The organism is Gorillibacterium sp. sgz306347, assembly GCF_059735245.1.
Genome location: NZ_JCAPET010000004.1, coordinates 122,226 through 142,856, shown reverse-complemented (window position 1 = coordinate 142,856; position 20,631 = coordinate 122,226). Strand labels below are relative to the sequence as shown.

Here is a 20,631-nt window from a genome sequence, read left to right as displayed (position 1 = left end):
GTGAAACGCGATCTGCAAACCGGCTTGACCTTAAGCAAACGGATTCCGGCGGTCCGCAAGGAAGAGGACCTGGAGGCGGCCTGCCGCAGCGGCTGGCCGGTCATTTTTCTTCTGATCGGGGATTTGCTCACGGTGGAAGGGTATGTCGAACGGGCCCTCAAGGCTGGAAAGAAAGTTTTTCTGCACGTGGACTTCATCATGGGACTCGGCGGCGATCCCATCGTGATGAAATACATCGCGGAGAAGGTCCGCCCGACCGGCATCATCTCCACCAAAAGCCACTTCGTGAAGCACGCCAAAAAGAACGGCCTGCTGGCGATCCAGCGGCTGTTTCTGATCGACACGTCGGCGCTGGAGCACGGCATCCAGAACATCCGGCAGAGCGGGGCGGACGCGGTCGAGATCATGCCGGGGCTGATTCCCCGCGTCATCCGGGAGCTGGACGCCAGCCTTTCCCTGCCGATTATCGCCGGCGGCCTGATCCGGGACGAGAGCGAAATCGAGCTGGCCCTGGAGGCGGGGGCAAGCGCGGTGTCCATGGGCAACCGCCAGCTCTGGTCCTGAAGCAAGCGCGGCTTTACACATTCTTCATGTCCCGATGACAGAGCGATGACACTGGGCGGTTAGACTGAACGTGATGATACTCGCAAAAGAATAACAAAGGGTACGAGACGAGGAGAAAACCCTTTTATGCAGCAGGCGGACGCGCCGTTTTTCGGCGCGCCGGCGGAGCGCGCATAAAAGGGTTTTTCGTTTGGAAAGGAGTGGGTAAGGATTCTGCCGGAAGCGTGGGACTACGACGGATATTTTTTTGATTTGGATGGGACGGTTTACCTCGGGAACCGGCTGCTTCCGGGTGTGCCGGAAACGCTTGCGGAGCTGCGCCGGGCCGGCAAAACCTTGATGTTTCTCAGCAACACCACGACCCGGACCCGGGAGGAATGCCGGCAGCGGCTTGCGTCCCTCGGTCTGGAGGCGGAGCGGGACGAAGTGGTGACCGCCGCTTACGCATCCGCCGTCTACCTGAAGGAGCGTGCCGCCGCTCCCCGGGTGCTGGCGGTGGGCGAGCCGGCGCTGATCCGCGAGCTGGAGGAGCAGGAGATCGCCACGACGCCGGACCCGCTTGCCGCCACGCATGTGCTGGTCGGCATGGACATGCGCTTCGATTACCTGAAGCTGCATTTGGCCATGACGGCGGTGCGGCACGGAGCGGCGCTCATCGCCGCCAATCCGGACCCGAACTGTCCGATCGAGGACGATCTGATTCCCGACACCGGGGCGCTTTTGAAGGCGATCGAAGCCGCCAGCGAAAAGGCCGCCGAAGCCGTTATCGGCAAACCGAACCGGTATTTCGGCGACAAGGCGCTGGAATGGTCCGGGTTGTCCGCCGGCCGCTGCCTGATGATCGGCGACCGGCTGGAAACCGACATCCGCTTCGGAGCGCGGTGCGGCTTCAAAACCGCCCTCGTGCTGACCGGCATCGCGACGCCGGAGGAGCTGAACCGTTCGCCGCTCCGGCCGGATTACGTCTGGGATTCCATGGAGAGCTTCCTCCGGCTGTCTCCACGCAACCGGTCATTTTACACCGGTTTCACACAGATCGAATACTAGGTTAATGCTGCCTCGCTACTGTTAAAACAGGCAGGACGGGATGATGAACTTGCTTGGCGACCGATGCGCACCGCGAAAAGAAGGTTTGGAGCCGAAGGAGCGTCAGCGCCCGAAGGCCCAAACATTCTCGCAGCGTTATTTTCCGGCACGTGGGACTTGCCTCTTGCGTCTCTCGCAGGCCATGCAACGTTCATTCCTCTAAATAGGAAGAAGAAAAGGAGAGAAATCCATGCGCCCCAAATTTGCCAAAGCCGCCAGCCTAGCTCTGTGCTTCTCGCTTCTGGCCGCCTGCTCCAACTCGAACACCAACGCGTCCACCGCCTCCACTTCGCCGGCCGCGGAGACCGCTTCGTCCGCTTCTCCCGCAAGCGGGGAAAAGATGGAGCTTACCTTTTACTACCCGATCGCGGTAGGCGGTCCCTTGACGGCCACCATCGAACAGATGGCGAAGGACTTCACGGCGGAGAACCCCAACATCACCGTCAAACCGGTCTACACCGGCAGCTACGCCGATACGGCCGTCAAAACCCAGGCGGGCGTGCAGGGCAACAACCCGCCGGACGTTGCCGTGCTCCAGTCGACCGAGCTGTACAGCCTGCTCGACATGGATGCCATCCTGCCGCTTGACGATTACATCGCTTCCGAAGAGAGCGGCTACCTGGACGATTTCTACCCGGCGTTTATGGCCAACTCGCAAACCGGAGGGCATACGTACAGCATTCCGTTCCAGCGCAGCACCATCGTGCTTTACTACAACAAGGATGCGTTCAAAGAAGCCGGCCTTGACCCGGAAAAACCGCCGGCCACCTGGGAGGAAATGCGCGACTACGCCGTCAAGCTGAACAAGCCCGGCCGCTGGGGCCTGGAAATCCCGGTAACGGGTTACGGCTACTGGATGCTGCAAACCTTCGCCCTGCAAAACGGCAAAAACCTGATGAGCGAAGACGGCAAATCCGTTCAGTTCAACACCCCGGAGAACGTCGAAGGCTTGCAGTTCTGGGCCGACCTGTCGCAAAAGGATAAAGTCATGCCGGAAGGCGCGACGGAGTGGGGCACGGTGCCTTCGGACTTCCTGGAAGGCAAAACGGCCATGATGTACCACACCACCGGCAACCTGACCAACGTCAAGAACAACGCCAAGTTCGACTTCGGCGTCACCTTCCTGCCGAAGAAGAAATCGTACGGCAGCCCGACCGGCGGCGGCAACTTCTATATTTTCAAAGGCATCGACAAAGCCAAGCAGGACGCGGCCTGGAAATTCGTCAAGTTCATGACGGAAACCGAACGCGCCGCCCAGTGGAGCATCGACACCGGGTATGTCGCGGTGAAAAAGTCGGCCTATGAAACCGATTTGATGAAGCAGTATGCGGCCGATTTCCCGGCGGCACTCGTCGCCCGCGATCAGCTGGAGTATGCGGATGCCGAGCTTTCGACCCACAACAACGGCAAAGTCATGAAGGCGCTGAGCGATCAGGTGCAGGCTGTGCTGACCGGCAGCTCAACTGCGGCGGATGCGCTGAAAAAGGCGCAGGAAGAAGCGGACAAGGCGCTCGCTCCTTTTAACAAGTAACGCTTGAATAACAAGGCTGCGGACAGCGTGCCGGACGGTCCGCTCCCGCGGCCTTGCTTTATACCGGAAGTGCGGGGAGGTACTGCATTGCGCATACATACGAGAAAACGCGGTTGGAAAACAAACGGATTTGCCTGGCTGCTTTTGCTGCCTTCGCTCGCGTTTTTGTTTCTGTTCACCTTCTATCCGATCGCCGGGACGATCCGGCTCAGCTTGTTCCAGGCGGATCTGGCGACGCCCGAACCGTTTTTCATCGGACTCGACAATTACCGGACGCTTATGCAGGACGAAATTTTTCAGAAGGTAATGCTCAACAACCTCTGGTTTGCGCTCGGGACGGTTCCGACCTCGCTCGGGCTGGCGATCCTGATGGCGGTTTTTGCCAACAAGGCGCTGCGCGGAACGGGCTTTTTGCGGGTGGCCTTTTTCTACCCGACCTTGATGCCGATGATTGCGGCCGCAAACGTGTGGCTGTTCATTTATACACCGGAATACGGCCTGATGAGCCGCTTGATGGATCTGGCGAACGCCGGCGGAGTTCCGTTTCTCGGCTCGGAAAAGCTCGTCATGGGCGCACTGATCGTGATGGTGATCTGGAAAGAGGCGGGGTACTTCATGATTTTCTATCTGGCCGGCCTGCAAAACATCTCGCCGGAGCTGTACGAATCGGCGCAGGTGGACGGCGTGGGGCGCTGGCGGGTGTTCCGCAAAATCACGTTCCCCCTGCTCATGCCCACTACGCTGTTTGTGCTGATCGTGGCGATGACCAACGCCTACAAGCTGGTCGATCACCTGATGATCATGACCAAGGGCGGGCCGAACAACGCCAGCAACCTGCTTTTGTATTACATTTACGAAACGGCCTTCAGCTTCTGGGATCAGGGTATGGCTTCGGCGCTGACCGTCATCATGGTGGCGATTCTGCTGCTCTTTGCCGCGCTGAACTTTTTCGGAATGGACCGGAAAATTCATTATCGCTAACAGGAAAGGAGGCAGTGTGACATGCAAAAAACCTGGAAATCCGCGGGACGTGTGCCGATTATGCTCTTTGCCGTCCTGTGGCTGGTGCCGCTTCTCTGGATGGCGGTAACGGCGTTTCGTCCCCGGCAGGTGGCGCTGTCGCCGTCGTTTTCGCTGGAATTTACGCTCGGGAATTTTGCGCGGGTTTGGGAAGCCGCGCCCTTCGGGCAGTATTACTTGAATACGGTTCTGATCGTGGCTGGCGTGTTTGCGGTGCAGGCGGTAACGGCGACGATGGCCGCTTTTGCGTTCGCCCGTCTGGAGTTCGTGGGGAAAAACGCCGTGTTTCTGCTCTTCCTGGTGCAGATCATGGTTCCGGCGGACGTGCTGATTTTTCCCAACTACAACGTGCTGAAGGAATTGGGGCTGCTGGACACGAAGCTGGGGCTGATGCTGCCGTATTTTGCGTCGGCGTTCGGGATCTTCCTGCTGCGCCAGACGTTCAAGTCGATTCCGGCGGAGCTGGACGACGCGGCGGTGGTGGAGGGCTGCTCGAAATGGCGGATCATGTGGCAAATCTACGTCCCGCTGGCCCGTCCCGCTTACGTCGCCTTCGGCCTGGTGTCCGTCAGCTACCAATGGAACAATTTCCTGTGGCCGCTGATCGTAACCAACTCGGTGGAAAACCGTCCGCTGACGGTCGGCCTCGCCATCTTCGCCCAATCGTTTGAGATCGGGGCCCAATGGACCGAGGTGAGCGCCGCCACGCTGCTTGTGATTGCGCCGCTCCTCGCCGCGTTCCTGCTGTTTCAGCGGCAGTTTATCAACAGCTTCATTCACTCGGGGATCAAATAGGCGGCTAGCGGTACTGCCGCACTTTGAGGGACTCCATGACAGGCAGTGTTACCATCGAGAGGAGAAGGAGCGAAAACAGAAAGACATAGTTTTTACAGGTTAGAAAAAAGAAAACCGACGGATTTCCGGCTCGCGCCGGTGGTCCGTCGGTTTTTTGGTGTTTCGCGCTTTTGCAGCGGATGAAGGTTAGTTGCTTGTCGGCTGCCATTCTCCTGCCGCTGTGTAGCCGTTCGCGACATGCTCCTGGTCAAAATGAACGGGCACGATCACTTGGCCAAGGAGGTTGAAATTTTCGTCGTAGATGCCGATGAAGATCAATTCGTCGTGGACGATTTTGTCGGCCTCATCAGCGCTTTGGTAATAAGTTTGTTGTCTCAAGTATTGGTCTTGGAAATCGGGCTCAATTAAATAACCAATGGAAGGTGCGAAATGAGAAAGATTAATTTTGTATTCTTCCACCGTGAGTCCAATCGGGAGAACATTCAGCGGACCGTTAAGTCTGGAATTTTTATAGCTGACGTATTGCGCTTCCGGAAAATCCGCCAGCAGGAGCGGACTGTTCAACCTTAATGTATAGCCGTTCTTATAGGGAAAATCCTTAATGTATGCCATGTTGTACAAGTCGATAAGCTGCTGCTTTGTTAATACTTCCAGCGTGAGCATTCCCGTGTTCGAATAAACAGGCGGCGTGCTGAAATCGTAGTGGTACTCGCCCTCCGCCAATACTTCTGTTTCCCGCATGATTCGGGCGTACCAGACGCCTTTTTCTTGGTGAAAGACGTCATCGGGAATTATTTCACCGCGGTTTCCGGTAAAAAAGGGCTCTTCGTTAGCAGAGTGCGATAAGGCGATGGTATCGGAATAATGAATATACTTACCGTTTACGCTCCCCGCAAGGATACGATAAACGTTTTCGGCCACCGAGCCGTCGGAGTTATACGTCCGCTCGATATCTACCGCAAGCGCTTCTTGAAGCGTCCGGGGGTATACGATGTCAATCGTATACGATTCCAAAGCTTCTTTATCCGCACTTTCGACCATAATATTCAGAACCTCATCCGTTTTGGGCTTGATTACAAGTTCGAAGGTATGCTGGTCTTTCTCCAAAGAAACCGGAAGGCCGTAGTTGGTGTGATGGCGATAAATCGCATAACTGGTTTCTGCATACGTTGCTGCGCTTACGGTAACCGTTACGGATGCAGGCTGTGTCATGCCGTCGGGCGTAACAATCCGGTAATAACGATGCTCGGCGTTAAAACCGGTACCTAATATCTCGTTGGCACCATTGATTTGCTCCAGCACATAACCTTCAATCCCGATATTGTTTACACTTGCATCCCCGCACTCTTCCGGTGTTCTCTTGCAAGGCTCCTCGCCGCCCGGATTCCCGCCGTTGCCGGGCGGAACCGAACCGCCGCCAACAATGGGAGGCGTTGTTGTTCCGGCGCCGCCGCCTTCGACTTTGCCTGGAGTAGTAGCGAAAGTAGAGCCTGCCGCCCCGTCGTTGACGGTCGCTTTTTCCACTGTGCCTTTGCCGAGCGTTTTGGTGACCGCGTTCAGCACAAGATCGAGAATTTTTGCTCCGGCGTCAATAGTGAGCTCATTGTTGGCCGCTTTATCGCCAACCGTCAGCTTTTCCACCGATCCGCCGGGGATGGCGATTTTAATGTTTGCCGCAAGAACTTGAACGTCTTCAAATACGCCTTTCAATTGCACATTCGAACCGGCAGGCAAGTTGGCCGCCAGCTCCACATTGCCAAAGCCGCTATCCTTAACAGCCGATTCCTCCAGCTTGGTAGGCGTATGAATGACAGCGTGATTAACGGAGGATTTGCCGATTACCAAAATCCGGACCGTTCCGGAAGCCTTATCTACGGCGATGCGAGTCAGAACAGAATCCTCGAAATGGATTGAGTTTTCCCCGCCGCCGCGGACCGTCGTCGTTCCTTCCACCTTCACGTTTTTGAAGAAGACATCGCCTTCGCCAACGCCTTCCGTCAACGTCAGATCGCCTTTGATCACCAGGTTTTGCAGCGTCACCCCGGGTGCGCTGACAATCACATCCCCATAAATCGTTTCCGTTACGGTTGCAGAGATGGGTCCATATGTACCGGCTTTGTCGTAGGTGACGGACTTGTTATAGAAGCCGCTGGCTTTTTCCAGCAGAGTGACCGCTTCGGCGCGGGTCAACGGCCCTTTTGCCAACAACTCGCCTTTCGGGTTGCCTTTGAGAATTCCTTCCCGAACAAGCACGGCGATGGAGGATTTGCTCCAGGCGGCAATGGTTTTGGTGTCCCGGAATACGGCCAGCTCGGCATCCGCATCCGCTGAGGGTTGCAGATTAAGCAGACCGGCGATCATAACGGCCGCTTCCTGCCGGGTGACCTTGGCGTTCGCCCGAATGGTGCGGTCGTCATATCCTTTTACGTAACCGGCCTTCACCGCGGCCGCAATGTCGTTGTAAGCCCAGTGCCCGGACGTTAGATCGGCAAAAGCCAACGTTTCTTTTTCGGTAAAATGAAACACTTTGTTCGTCAATGCAATGAATTCGGCCCGCGTAATGGGGCGGTTTGGTGCATAAACGCCGTTTCCGTAGCCGGACAGCAAGCCCTCTTGAACCCAAGCGCGCATGTCGGCTTCCGCCCAATGCCCGGTCAGGTCGTCTTTGGCAGCCGCTGCGGCCGCTCCTGCCGGCGCAGCCAGAGACAGTGTCATAGCGAAAATCAACAGCAAGCTTGCGATTTTGCGAAAACGTTTCAGCCGATGCATTCCTTTTCCTCCCGATGAGATAGTGGTCTGCGTGAATGTGGACGGTTTGCCGTCAACCGGGTTTACCACATTCTCTCTTTTTCCGGCGCAGATTCTTCCATTATAGGCCATAAGATGGGGGTTTCAAAGAAGAATATGGAACAAATGACTTATTTTTTTGAAGCAAATCGTTTCCTTAGCCGGCAGGATGATTTTTTACACTCCGTTAACCTTGTCCTGACCTTCCGCATGACATTTGCCCGGTATACTCTTACTCGAATCCGGCGCAAGCCGACAATTCAGGCGATTCCACTTTCGAGGAGGGTACACGTTGAAAACTGCGGGAAAACGCTTTATGGCGATCGCGCTGGCCGGGGGACTGATTGCCGGATCGGCGGGCAACACCGGCACCGGCTACGCCGAAACGGCGGATCGGGCGGACACGAATCGGTTGAACGCGGCAGAGCTTTTGCCTTATGCCGGAACTGCCGACTCTTTGTCCGTATCGCATCTTGATTCCTACCGGGTCGGCGTCACCAACGAAGACGGCGGCGTCGCGGAGATCGTCCGCTACAACAAGGACAATCAATCGTTTTACCTGGTGAACGGCGCGACGAATCCGGCGACACTGGACATTGTAAAGCTGCAGGCCGACGGCAAAGCCGTGAGGGCAAAGTCGGTGGACGTGCAGGCGCTGGCGGCTGCCGCGTCTTCGGGATTTGCATTCGGCGACCTTACCAGCGTGGACATCAATACAAAAACGGATCGCGTGGTTCTGGCCGTGCAGGAAGCGGAGACAGCCAAAAACGGTCTTATTCTTGTTTTGGATTACGACGGGAATCTTCTGAGTTCGTATGAAGCGGGCGTACAGCCCGATATGATCAAAATGACCCGGGACGGCCGGTACATCCTGACGGCGGACGAAGGGGAATCGCGCGAAGGCGCTGCCGGGACCGATCCCGAAGGAAGCGTCACCATCGTGGATACGGCGAACGGCTCGGTCAAGCATGCGAAGTTTGACAACCCCGCCGTCATTGACGACAGCGTACATATCCGGGGCGCGGCCAATCCCGCAACCGGGGTGATTGAAGGGGCGGGAAGCAAGGCGGACGCCCTGTCCGACTTTGAGCCGGAATACATCGCTTTGTCGGCGGACGAGCAAACCGCGTACGTTTCCCTGCAGGAAAACAACGCGATTGCCGTGCTGGATATCAACGCCGGCGCCTTCACCTCCGTGAAGAGCCTCGGCTACAAGGATTTCAGCCTGCCCGGCAATGAGCTGGATCTCATTAAGGACGGCGAAATAAATTTTGAGAACTCGCCTTTCTTCGGCGTTTATATGCCGGACGGCATTGCGTCTTATACAGTGGGCGAGGCCACTTATTTGTTCACCGCCAACGAAGGCGACGCGACCGGCTGGGACGGCCGGGAAAATGAATCGACGATCGGCAAACTGAAGGGCCAGCTGAATCCCGCTTCCCCGGCGGCCGCGTTCGTTTCGGGAAAAACCGACTACGACAAGGTCGAAGTCATGACCGATCTCGGCCGCAATTCGGAAGGGCTGTACGAAAACCTGTATCTGTTCGGCGGCCGCTCGTTCTCGGTATGGGACGCCTCCACTATGGAGCAGGTGTACGACAGCGGCAGCGATTTTGAACGGATTACGGCCGAGCGGCTGCCGCTGCATTTTAACGCCAGCAACGACAAGACCGAGCTTGACAGCCGCAGCGCCAAAAAAGGACCGGAGCCGGAATACGTAACGGTCGGCAAGGTGGGCGAGAAGGCTTTCGCCTTTATCGGGCTGGAGCGGGTCGGCGGCGTGATGATGTACGACGTGACGAATCCCGCTGCGCCGAAGTTCGTGAACTACACGAATACGCGCATTTTTGAGCCCCAAAACAATCTGGAAACGGACACCGGACCGGAAGGGCTTGAGTTTATTCCGGCCCCCGACAGCCCGACCGGCCAGCCGCTGCTTCTGGTGGCGAACGAAGTCGGCGGAACGGTAACGGTGCTCCAGCTGAACGTCACTAAGGTGGACCTGAACAGAACTACGGTCACGTTGACCGAGGGCGGCGAGCCCTTTGCGCTGCAAGCTGCGGTTATGCCGATCGGCGGGGGCGAAGAAGCGGTAACCTGGTCGTCCTCCGACACGGGGGTGGCGTCGGTTGATGCAAACGGGCTCGTCACCCCCGGGCAAAAAGGAGAAGCGGTCATCACGGCCTTAAGCGCCGACGGCTATGGCATCGCCGAAGCCAAGGTCCGGGTCTTTGCGCCCGACGCCGGAGAGAATTGGACGCTGACGGTCATGCACACCAACGATACGCACGCCCATCTGGCTGACATCGCCAAGCGGGCGACACTGGTGGAGCAGGTCCGCAGCGAAGGCGGAGACAGCGTGCTGCTGGACGCGGGCGACGTGTTCTCCGGCGACCTGTATTTTACCAAGTGGGCCGGGCAAGCCGATCTTGTCTTCATGAACGAGCTCGGCTACGACGCGATGACCTTCGGGAATCACGAGTTTGACAGCGGAACGAAAGTGCTGGCGGATTTTATCAAGGGCGCGAAATTTCCGCTTTTGACGGCAAACGTTGACTTCACGAAAGACGCGAACGTCGGTCCGCTGCTGGAGGAAGGCAAAACGATCGACTCCTGGGCCGATAAAACAACGGCAAATGCGGGCGTTTACCCGTACGTTGTGCTGGATGTAAACGGCCATAAGGTCGGAGTGTTCGGATTGACTACGGAGGATACCAAAGAGACGTCCAGTCCCGGCAAGGACGTCGCATTCCGCGAAGCGGCCGGAGCCGCGCGCGAAACGGTGGAAGCGCTGGAGGAGAAGGGCGTCAACCGCATTATCGCCCTGTCGCACCTGGGCTACAACCGTGACAAAACGCTAGCCGAAGCCGTCGAAGGCATTGACCTGATCGTCGGCGGGCATACCCATACGAAGCTGGATCAGCCCGAATTTGTGACAGACGCGGCATTCGGAACGGCGACAGCGATTGTGCAAGCCAACGAGTGGGGCAAGTATCTCGGCCGCGTTGACGTTGTTTTTGACCGGGACGGGAATGTGGTAACCGGTGAAAATGGTACAGCCGGCGGTCTCCTGCCGGTGGACGCTTCCGTTGCAGCTGATCCGAAGGTTGGGGAAATGCTGGCGCCTTACAATGCGGAATTGGAAGAAATGAAAAAAGAGGTCGTCGGACAGGCAGGTGTACTGCTCGACGGCGAGCGGACAAATGTGCGTGCCAAAGAAACCAACCTCGGCAACCTGATCGCCGACGGCATGCTGGCGCGGGCCAAGGAACTGAAAAACGCGGATGTGGCGATCATGAACGGCGGCGGCATCCGGGCCTCGATCCCGGCCGGCGATATTACGATGGGGCAGCTCCGCACGGTGATGCCGTACGGCAATACCCTGACGGTGCTGGATGTTACCGGCACGCAGCTGAAGGCAGGCCTGGAAAACGGGGTGTCCGGCGCGAAGCTTGCCGACCTGCCGGGCAAGTTCCCGCAGGTGGCGGGCATGCGCTTCAAGTGGGACCCTGCGCAGCCGGCCGGCGACAAAGTATTTGACGTAGAAATCCTTAAGGACGGCGCTTACCTTCCGCTCGACCCGCAGGCCACGTACCGCCTGACTACAAACAGCTTTGTGGCCAAGGGAGGCGACGGCTACGTTTCGTTTGCCGAAGCGCTGGAAGGCGGCGCTTACTATGAGGATTTGGGTTATCCCGATTACGAGATTTTCATCGGGCATGTAAAAGCTTTGGGCGGCACCGCCAGACCTGCCGTAGAAGGAAGAATCGTCGAGCAGGAAAAGCCTTCGGGCAACCCGGGCCCTTGGTACCCCGGGCCCCCGGCAGCGACGCCGACCCAAAGTCCTTCGCCGAGTCCGAGCCCTGCGCCGTCTCCGGCGGACGGCAATGTGCTGAGCGGAGACGCACTGAAAACGACGGAGGAAACGGACGCGGCGGGACGGACGGTGCATCGGGTGACCGTGGAAGCGGCCGACCTGACTGCGGCCGTGACGGAGGCCTGGAATAACACGTCCGCCGGCCAGACGGCGCTGATCGTAGAGGCGTCCGGACTGACCGGCCCGGTGGCCGTAGCGCTTCCGGCCGCGCCTCTGCTTGCGGCGGCTCCAGCGGGCAAAACCGGGGAGCTGATCGTTGCGGTGAATACGCAAACCGCCAGCTATCATCTGCCGGTATCCGTGCTGACGCAGCAGGGCGGCGGGCAAGGGCTCGACGCGGACAGCGTGCTTACCGTCCGCATCGCGCCAGTCGACAGCGCCGTCCAGAACGAGATTGCCGGCGTTGCAACGGATATGGGCGCACGCGTGATCGGAGGACAGGCGGTGGAATTCGCTGTTCAGCTGACGGCAAACGGACAGACGCGCGAGCTGGACAGCTTCGGTTCCACTTATGTCACCCGCTATGTTTATCTGCCGCAAGGCGTTAACGCGGCGGCGGCGGTTCCGGTTCTTTATGATCCGGCGAATGGTTCCTTCCGCTTCGTACCCGGTCAGCCGGCGATCGTAAACGGCAAACCGGCGTATGCCATGACGCGTCCGGGCAACAGCACGTACGCGGTGCTGGAATATTCGAAGGCGTTTGCCGATCTCGCAGGGCACTGGGCCCAAGGCGATATTGAAACGCTGGCTTCGAAGCTGATCGTGTCCGGCCAGTCGGAAACGGCCTTTGCGCCGAAGAAAACCGTCACCCGCGCCGAGTTTGCTTCCATGCTGGTTCAGGCGCTCGGCCTTGATCCGGCGGATGGCGCGAAGACGAACGCCTTCGCGGACGTCTCCGCTTCGGCCTGGTATGCGGACGCCGTGGAAACGGCGTACCGGAACGGGCTGATCAGCGGCCGCAGCGCCGAAACGTTCGCCCCGCAGGCGACCGTCACCCGCGCCGAGATGGCCGTGATGATCGGCAACGCGATGCGCTTCGCCGCGCCGGAAGCGGGCGGAACCGCCGACGCGGCGGTGCTGGACCGCTTCGCGGACCGCGCCTCGATTCCGCAATGGGCGCGGGAGCATGCGGCCCGTCTTGTAGCGGACGGCATCGTGAGCGGCAAAACGCCGCAAACCTTTGCCGCGAAGGACACCGCTACCCGCGCGGAGGCCGCGGTCATGCTGCTGAAATCGCTCCGGGAGCTGGACTTCCTGCCTTAATCGTGAATTGATTGTCAGCACATCAAATAAGATCTTTACAGCCCCCTCGCCGGCCTTTCGGCGAGGGGCTTTTGTTCCAAGCGTGCGTGAGATGCGGAATGGAAGGCAAGAAGGTGAGATGAGGGAGCGGAAGGAATGAAGGGTTGACTGAACCCTAGGGGCGCAGTAGATAGCAGGCGGGAACGTACGAGGGGCATGTTGGTGAGAGTGTGATAGCCGGCGGGCCGGAAACCCACCCTGAAAGTAACGTAAAACCCCAATTCTCATAGTTAGGTGCGACTAGCGGGCTGTGCGGCTAAACGATGGCATGAACGGGGGGGCAGAAAGGAGATTAGAAAAACTCTAACGGTTGCCAGCGAGCTTATTTTGCCGAAAACGGGGCTTTTGAAAATGTAACGGTTGCCACAGAGCTTATTTGGTGATAGGAGGGGGTTTTTGCGTCATTTTAAGGCAAATAAGCTCGCTCACAACCGTTAGAAAATGAAACAGGGGTTTTTTTGCCAATTAAGCCCTGTCACAACCGTTAGCCACCCATGCCCTGGCGGGCACCACAGACTATGAAGTTTGCGTTATTTTCAGGGTAGAAAGGAAGCGTGCCGGACTGCGGGAGCCGATGACGATTTTGCCGTGTAAATGCTCAGGTTCCAGCAAAGTTTAGTCGCGAATCCCGCGGGAACGGGCGCGGGCGCGGGGCAAATGAGAAAGGTTGCGATTGCATAATTTGATGAAAACCGAGCGAGCTTATCCCCTGCTTTGCCAGGTCTGGGAGACTGGGGTGAACTAGCGAGTGCGCAAAAAGGGAATCTCCGGGCAGCAAACAAGCAGCATGTTAGAGAGGAGCGCCGAGCGGTATAGGAACAGGCGTCTTCGTCCTTTTGTTTCGTTTTCGGGCCCGGTCGGCCTCTGCCTGTGTTATGATGGGAGAAAAGCTTGATCGCAAGTGTCAAAGGAGACCTGAAATGACGCAACAAACCAAACGCCCGTCCGCGAGCGGCGCTGCCAGACGGGGCTTTTGCTGCTCGGCCGTTCTGCTGCTGGTTTTGGCAGGCTGCGGGGGCAAAGGCGAAACAGCCGTTTCCGTGGCTCCTACGGAGACGCCGATGGTACTTCCAACCGTAACGACGGCGCCCAGTCCGACGCCGGAGCCGGTGCTGCCTTTTGTTTTCCCGCTGACCGGTCTGCCGACGGAAGTCGAAGCCCTGCAGCGGCCTTTTATGATCATGGTGGAGAATTCCCCGGCCGCCCGGCCCCAATCCGGACTGGATCAGGCCGATATCGTTTATGAGGTGCTCGCGGAAGGCGAGATCACCCGTTTTTTGAGCGTCTTCCAAAGTGAAAAACCGGCCGTCATCGGCCCGGTTCGCAGCATTCGGCCCTATTTCGTCGAGCTGGGCTTTGGCCTCGACGCCGTACTCGTTCACGCCGGCTGGAGCCAGGACGCGATGAACAAGATGGTCGAGCTGGGCGCCGCCCACCTGGACGAGCTGTACGGAGACGGCGCGTCCTATTGGCGCTCCAAAGAACGCAAGAAGCCGCATAACTTGTATACCTCTTTCGAAAAAGCGACCGAAGGAGCCGAACGCCGAAGCTTCCGGACCGAATGGCGCGATCCTTTTCTGACATTTGCTCCGGACGGTCAGACGGTTAAGGGCGACCCGGCGGAAGCTGTGGAAATTCCGTACCTGCTAGGCTACAAGGTAGCTTACGCGTTCGATGCGGCGTCTCATACGTACCTGAGAACGATGGCAGGCGAGCCGCATCTCGACAAGGAGTCGGGCAAGCAGCTGAGCGCAACCAACCTGCTTGTTATCGAAGCGGAGCATCGGGTGCTGGACAGCGCGGGACGGCGGGATGTCGACGTGCACGGGCCGGGCAGCGGCGTTCTTTTCCAGCAGGGGCTCATGCGCGAGATCACGTGGGAGCAGCGGGACGGCGCCATCCGGGCGTATGCGGACGGGGTGGAGGTTCCTCTGCTGCCGGGTAAAACCTGGGTTCAAATAGTGCCGGTCGGCACGGAGCTTACCATCCAGTAATCGCGGGAAGCCGCGCAAAAAGGCGCATTGACCCCGGCAGCGTTTGGCGGGCGGCATGATGGAACGTTTTCCCGTTCCTGCGTGCCGCTTTTTTGCGGCTGGACGCGCGCCGGGTAACGCCTGCGGCTGGACGCGCGCNGGCGCATTGACCCCGGCAGCGTTTGGCGGGCGGCATGATGGAACGTTTTCCCGTTCCTGCGTGCCGCTTTTTTGCGGCTGGACGCGCGCCGGGTAACGCCTGCGGCTGGACGCGCGCCGGGTAACGCCTGCGGCTGGACGCGCGCTGCGTAGCGCCCGCGGCTGGACGCGCGCTGCGTAGCGCCCGCGGCTGGACGCCCGCCGCCCGCCGCTTATCGGCGGAACAAACGAAACAGCTCGCTTTCCGTCGCGAGCAGAATAGCGATGCCGAGCAGCCCGAGGGCGCCGAGGAGAAGCGCGGCCGCGTTTTGGAGGCGGCGGGGGTCCCCAAGGCGCTTCTTCAGGGCGGCGTAAACGGCTGCTCCGATGAGCGTTCCGCCGGTGTTCAGCAGCACGTCGTCAACGTCGGCCGCCCCGATCGCCAAAAGAAATTGCGCCGCCTCGAACCCGAGGCTGAGGCAGAGGCCTGCCACAACGGTTTGCCGCAGGGGTTTGGCCCATAAAAGCGGAAGAAAGAGGCCGAGCGGAACAAACAGGGCGACGTTGCCGGCGATGTTTTTTACCGCAAAAGCGGCGCCGAGCGGGCTGGTGATCATGTCCAGCGTGGACTTCAACGGGATGAAGCTGATGTCTCTTTCGTACCACCCGAAAAGGCCGAACAGGTTGTACAGCGGAGCGTCCTTGAACAAAATGATCCGCACCAGCACGAGCAAATAGACCGCAAAAAGAGCAAGCAGCCCGTAATGAATTCCATTCTTTGTGCGTTTCACCAACGCGATCCCTCCACGGAAAAAATGGCAGCCGGCTCGACCGGATCGAGCCTGTTCCGATCGTATCAGAACCGGACGGCGGATTTGGCGGGGAAAAGCGAAAGAAAAGCTTAACTTTTTCTTAAAGTTCAGACCAAAAGGACAAAGCCGGAACCGAATTCGGAAAAACCGGCGCGGCCTGTCCGTTTCGGTACGAAAACGGCAAGGCGTGCGTCCGTTTTGGCAGGTAAAGTAAAGGGCGAAAGGGAGAACCGTATGGATTGGTCGGAAAGAATGAACCGGATGATCGGCTATATCGAGGCTCATCTGACGGAGGATGTGGACTATGCCGAAGCGGCGAAAATTCTGGGCTGCACCGCGCAGCATCTGCAAAGGATGTTTCCGTTCGTAACAGAAATGTCCCTGTCGGAATATATTCGCAGACGGCGGCTGACTCTAGCAGCAGCCGAGCTTCGGGCCAGCGGAGCGAAGGTGATAGACGTAGCTCTGAAATACGGCTACGAGTCTCCGGAGGCGTTCGCCCGCGCTTTTCAGCAGGTGCATGGAACGACGCCGACGGCCGCCCGGAGCGCCGGGACCGTTCTCAAATCCTATCCGCGTCTCTCCTTTCAATTGACCGTCAAAGGAGCGGAGGAAATGAAATACCGGATCGAGGAGTTGGACGCGTTCGCCGTCCTGGGTTATGCGGAAACGGTGAGCACGGAAGAAGCCTACGCCGTTGTCCCGGAGTTATGGGCCAAGGCAGGCCGCGAGGGGGTGTTTGAGAAGCTGTGGGAGGTGCGCTCGGAAAGCGCGCGCCCGCGCGGAATTCTCGGCGTATGCGCGGATGGGGATTGGGGCAAAAGCGAAACCTTCCGCTACTTGATGTCCATCGCCTCCGAACGTGCGGAAGCCGAAGGAATGGAGAAGAGGACCTTTCCGGCAGCGACATGGGTCGTTTTTGAAACGGAAGGTCCTCGGGAAACCGTCGCCGATCTGTGGCGGCGCTACTATGCGGAATGGCTGCCAACGGCCGATTACGGGCTTGCGCCGCTTCCCGCCATCGAATGCTACCTGCCGCCGGAGGAAAACAAAAACGAGCTCTGGATTCCGGTCGTGTCGAACGGCCCGTCCCGCTAGAAGCGAAACGGTAAATCAAAGCGCCCAGACGTCGGCATACTCTTTATGCCGGCGGAACTGGGCTTCCGCGTACCAGCAGGACGGAACGATTTTTTGGTTGTTCTCGCGGGCCATTTCGACGACGCGTTTGATCAGCTGCTCCGCAAGCCCCGTCCCCCGCCGTTTCGGATCGACGAACGTATGATCCACAATGATCGTTTCTTCGCTTTGGGGCACCCAAGTTACTTCCGCAATTTGCTCTCCGTTTTCTAATACGACAAACCGGTTTTCCTGCCGGATCCATTCCTGTTCGTTCATGCGAATGCACTCCTTTAGTGGCGCCTGCCCTTCGGCCGGCGCTTTTTGTATGTACTTACACGGGGAAGGGGCGGATGACTCCGCCCCGAGGCCCGTCCTGAATTCGGAAGGTTTGAGCTTGGAGCCAAGCAATGGGAGAAACCACAAACGTTCCATTAAAAAAGTGAACGCTTTCCCCCAGGGATGCCTTTAAAATTATTGACGGATGCTTATTCCTTTATGACCGATAATCAAATTGTCATGCGGATTGGCAAGCGTTTGGTGCTGAAGCGGCGGATTCGTCACCTTCTTCTATTGCAGTTTGAAAGATCTTTTGCGGAAAAATGGCAGCTGTGACGAATATTATATATTCTTGTCGCCTTGTGGATTACTTTTGATAATTATTACCTAAAAATCGGAGGAACAGAGGATGACGAAAAAGGCAATCGGTCTTGTTTTGTTGGCAATCGGTCTAGTTGCGGGTTATTCCTTCTACAAAGGCAATCTGGTGCTCGGGATTGTTTGCCTGGTTGGCGCCATGCTGGCTGGCCTGATCTTATACGGCATGTCCGGAAGGAAAAAGGAATCAGGCAAGAACGTCGTGAAGATGGAAGGGCGAACGGTACAGGTCTTCAGCCGTTTGGACGGGGAGTCCGACTTTGAAGAAGCCAAGCGGGTGCGCGATGAAATGATAAAGGGCTTGAAGCTTGATGATTTCAGATTGGAGACCCACAAAGCCACGGATTTGTTCCTGAACAAAGACTTTGAAGGAAGCATCCGCGCTTATGAAGAGATCATGGTGAAGTATCCCGAAAAGAAAGGCGAATGCTACGGGCATATCGGGGTCTCCGAATTTTTTCTGGGCCATTATGAAACCGCTCTGGAACGGTATATCCAGGCCAAGGAAAACGGCGAAGATCATGACACGACCGAATATAATATCTGGGAAGTGTGCGAGCTGCTTTACAAAAGGGACGGCTCCAAGCATTGGGTCGAACAATATGTGACCCTCTATCCGGAGGGCGAGTATATAAAAAATGCAAACAAGCTTATTTCCTGATCTTGTTGCGGAAAAGGTGCCGGCATGAGTTCAATGGAGCAGCAGAGAGAACTCTTGATCATCCAAAACTATATTGACATGGAGCGGTATTCGCATGCTCTGGAGCTTCTGGCGAGAGCGTTGGAGAAGACACCCTCCGACGCCTATCTGATCTACCTGACGGCCCTCTGCCACAGTGAATTGGATCAGGGCCAGGAGGCGCTTGAAGCATGCAAGACTGCCTTGTCAGGCGGCTTCCGCCCCGGCAAATGCTATTACCTGCTCGGGCAAATCCATTTGCAGATGGATCGCTTTGAGGAATCGGAGGCCAGCCTGCTTGCGGCTTTGGATATCGATCCGCAGAATGCGGATTACCTGGCCTTTTACGGTTACCATCAGATGCTTCTCGGGAACAACTGCCGCGCGCTTGAACTCATCAATCAGGCATTGGAATTCGATCCGGAGAACCTCAACGCCTTGCACTATAAGTTTTATTACTACCTGGGAATGGACGATTCGGAAGGGTTTCGTTCCAAGGTGGCGGATACGTATTTTTCCTTAACCACAGACGAGACCGACCGTTTTCTCATGGCCGGGATGCTGGATTATTACAAGTACGATTACAAGAGCGCGGAGGAGAATCTCCGGCAGGCTTTCCAGCTCGATCCGACCAACAAGTATATCTTGAAGCAGCTGGACAAAATCACTCGAAAGCCGCGTTTCTACTATCGTACGAAAAGGATCATCCGGCGCCGAATCCAGCCGAAGCTGTTCAAGATGCAAGCTTTCTTTAGGCTGAAGCTGGTTTTGTTTAAAACGTCGGGGCTTACCAGGGAAACGAGTATCCTTTTTACGGTGCCGCTGGCCTTGGTGGTGCTTCTTGCCGCCGTTCTGATTCTAATTCTCTGACTCTAATCTTGGATGGAGTGCCGTTATGGACAAAATAGAAGTGATGCAAGTGATGCTCGAAAAGGAACCCGAAAATGGGCTTGCCTGGTACCTGCTCGGAGTGGAGTACGTGGAGGCGGGCCGCGACAGCGAGGCGCTGTATGCTTTTTCCAACGCCCTTACATACTGCGGCAGTGAGTTCAAGGAGAAGGTGTTCGAACAGCTTTCCCGGCTAACCAGGGGGGCGGCGAGTCTGCCGGACGAGGCATTGGCCGATGAGGGAGAGGATATGACGGACAGCAACGGGGCGGATGAGCAATGGACGGAGGATGCGGAAGAGGACGAGGAGCCGGCGGATAAAGAGGAGGCGAACGAGGAGCCGGCAGACGAAGAGGAGAAGCTCGTCCGGCTTCGCGTTGTGCAAGGGGGCAAAGGAGGAGCCGACGTTCTGTCGGAGACCCGCGAGCAGCAGACGGTTACCTTTGAGCAGGTGGGCGGCTATGAAGACTTGAAGGATGTCATCCGAATGAAGATCATCAAGCCCTTCAGCAGCCAAAGCTTGTTCAGCAAGTTTAAGAAGAAGACGGGCGGCGGCATCCTCATGTACGGTCCGCCGGGATGCGGCAAAACCTTCATGGCCAAGGCTACGGCAGGCGAGTGCAGGGCGAGGTTTCAGGCGGTTCATATCACCGATATTCTGGACCCCTATCTCGGCGTCAGCTCCCAAAACATCAAGGACATTTTTCTGAATGCCCGGGCGAAAAGCCCCTGCGTGCTGTTTTTTGATGAGATTGATACCATCGGCTTTAACCGGGCCAAGCTCGCATCCGAGCATATGCGCCCCATCATCGACCAGTTTCTGACGGAGCTTGAAGGCATCGACACCAATACGCAAAACATGCTCATCATCGGGGCGACCAACATGCCGTGGGATGTGGACCCGGCTTTCAAGCGTCCGGGGAGATTTGACAAGGTGCTCTTTGTTCCTCCTCCGGACAAGAACGCCCGCATGGCTATTTTGCAGTTGAAAATGGCGGGCCGGCCGCAGGAGGCCATCGATTATGACGCCATTGCCGAGAAAACCGAACTGTATTCGGGCGCCGACCTGGAGAATCTGATCGAAACCGCTACAGAATACGTGATCACCGAAATCATGAAGACGGAGATCGAGCGGCCGATCCGCACAAAGGATCTGCTGCGCGCCATCGAAGCCACCCGACCGTCTACGATTGAGTGGTTGAAGACGATCAAGAACTATGTGAAATATTCCAACCAAACCGGTCTCTATGATGACGTAGAGCGGTATCTCTCGAAGAGAAGCCGGTATCTCTAGCGATTCGGATGTTCGAGAGCGTTTTTTTGGTTTGCGGTGATGGGGCGAACCTTAGTGGAATGGAAGAATGTTGAAAAGCTATGGTTTTAAGTTCCCTTTGACTAGAGAACAG

At 57.3% G+C, this 20,631-nt stretch carries 14 protein-coding genes; 11 read left to right on the top strand and 3 right to left on the bottom strand.

All coding sequences use genetic code 11. The features are described 5' to 3' along the window. The 5 genes from AC6I6H_RS04270 (at position 1) to AC6I6H_RS04250 (ending at position 4,996) form a co-directional block, all read left to right on the top strand. Positions 1–564: a glycerol-3-phosphate responsive antiterminator gene (locus tag AC6I6H_RS04270; protein WP_497951773.1), complete on the top strand. Its 564-nt coding sequence runs from the start codon at positions 1–3 to the stop codon at positions 562–564. A gap of 210 nt (positions 565–774) precedes the next feature. Then, positions 775–1,611 (top strand): HAD-IIA family hydrolase, encoded by an 837-nt coding sequence (locus AC6I6H_RS04265; protein ID WP_497951872.1) that lies wholly within the window; start codon positions 775–777, stop codon positions 1,609–1,611. 229 nt (positions 1,612–1,840) lie between these two features. Further along, positions 1,841–3,181: an ABC transporter substrate-binding protein gene (locus tag AC6I6H_RS04260; protein ID WP_497951770.1), complete on the top strand. Its 1,341-nt coding sequence runs from the start codon at positions 1,841–1,843 to the stop codon at positions 3,179–3,181. A 93-nt stretch (positions 3,182–3,274) separates the two neighbouring features. Further along, positions 3,275–4,162, top strand: a complete 888-nt coding sequence (locus AC6I6H_RS04255) for a carbohydrate ABC transporter permease (protein WP_497951870.1) — start codon at positions 3,275–3,277, stop codon at positions 4,160–4,162. A gap of 21 nt (positions 4,163–4,183) precedes the next feature. Next, positions 4,184–4,996 carry a carbohydrate ABC transporter permease gene (locus AC6I6H_RS04250; RefSeq protein ID WP_497951765.1) on the top strand — a complete coding sequence of 271 codons (813 nt, stop codon included), beginning with the start codon at positions 4,184–4,186 and terminating at the stop codon, positions 4,994–4,996. 186 nt (positions 4,997–5,182) lie between these two features. On the opposite strand, the gene AC6I6H_RS04245 is transcribed toward AC6I6H_RS04250, so the two are convergent. Beyond that, entirely contained in the window at positions 5,183–7,765 is a 2,583-nt protein-coding gene (locus AC6I6H_RS04245; RefSeq protein ID WP_497951759.1) for an S-layer homology domain-containing protein, read from the bottom strand. 310 nt (positions 7,766–8,075) lie between these two features. Between AC6I6H_RS04245 and AC6I6H_RS04240 the strand changes: the two genes are divergently transcribed. Further along, a complete protein-coding gene (locus tag AC6I6H_RS04240; protein WP_497951753.1) occupies positions 8,076–12,923 on the top strand; it encodes a choice-of-anchor I family protein in 4,848 nt (1,615 codons plus the stop codon). 959 nt (positions 12,924–13,882) lie between these two features. Then, positions 13,883–14,956 (top strand): DUF3048 domain-containing protein, encoded by a 1,074-nt coding sequence (locus AC6I6H_RS04235; protein ID WP_497951748.1) that lies wholly within the window; start codon positions 13,883–13,885, stop codon positions 14,954–14,956. Positions 14,957–15,306: 350 nt separating this feature from the next. Here the strand turns inward: AC6I6H_RS04235 and AC6I6H_RS04230 are convergent, their stop codons facing one another. Beyond that, positions 15,307–15,864, bottom strand: a complete 558-nt coding sequence (locus tag AC6I6H_RS04230) for a VanZ family protein (protein WP_497951744.1) — start codon at positions 15,862–15,864, stop codon at positions 15,307–15,309. A gap of 255 nt (positions 15,865–16,119) precedes the next feature. On the opposite strand from AC6I6H_RS04230, the gene AC6I6H_RS04225 reads away from it, so the two are divergent. Continuing rightward, positions 16,120–16,983, top strand: a complete 864-nt coding sequence (locus tag AC6I6H_RS04225) for a GyrI-like domain-containing protein (protein ID WP_497951742.1) — start codon at positions 16,120–16,122, stop codon at positions 16,981–16,983. A 15-nt stretch (positions 16,984–16,998) separates the two neighbouring features. On the opposite strand, the gene AC6I6H_RS04220 is transcribed toward AC6I6H_RS04225, so the two are convergent. Beyond that, positions 16,999–17,280, bottom strand: coding sequence for a GNAT family N-acetyltransferase (locus AC6I6H_RS04220; protein WP_497951738.1), 282 nt, complete (start codon positions 17,278–17,280; stop codon positions 16,999–17,001). A 409-nt stretch (positions 17,281–17,689) separates the two neighbouring features. Here AC6I6H_RS04220 and AC6I6H_RS04215 point away from each other — a divergent pair, with 409 nt between their 5' ends. The 3 genes from AC6I6H_RS04215 to AC6I6H_RS04205 are packed head-to-tail and all read left to right on the top strand — an operon-like array spanning position 17,690 to position 20,519. Continuing rightward, positions 17,690–18,319: a tetratricopeptide repeat protein gene (locus AC6I6H_RS04215; protein ID WP_497951734.1), complete on the top strand. Its 630-nt coding sequence runs from the start codon at positions 17,690–17,692 to the stop codon at positions 18,317–18,319. A 24-nt stretch (positions 18,320–18,343) separates the two neighbouring features. Next, a complete protein-coding gene (locus AC6I6H_RS04210; RefSeq protein WP_497951730.1) occupies positions 18,344–19,207 on the top strand; it encodes a tetratricopeptide repeat protein in 864 nt (287 codons plus the stop codon). A 25-nt stretch (positions 19,208–19,232) separates the two neighbouring features. Next, positions 19,233–20,519, top strand: a complete 1,287-nt coding sequence (locus AC6I6H_RS04205; RefSeq protein WP_497951728.1) for an ATP-binding protein — start codon at positions 19,233–19,235, stop codon at positions 20,517–20,519. Positions 20,520–20,631: the final 112 nt, after the last annotated feature.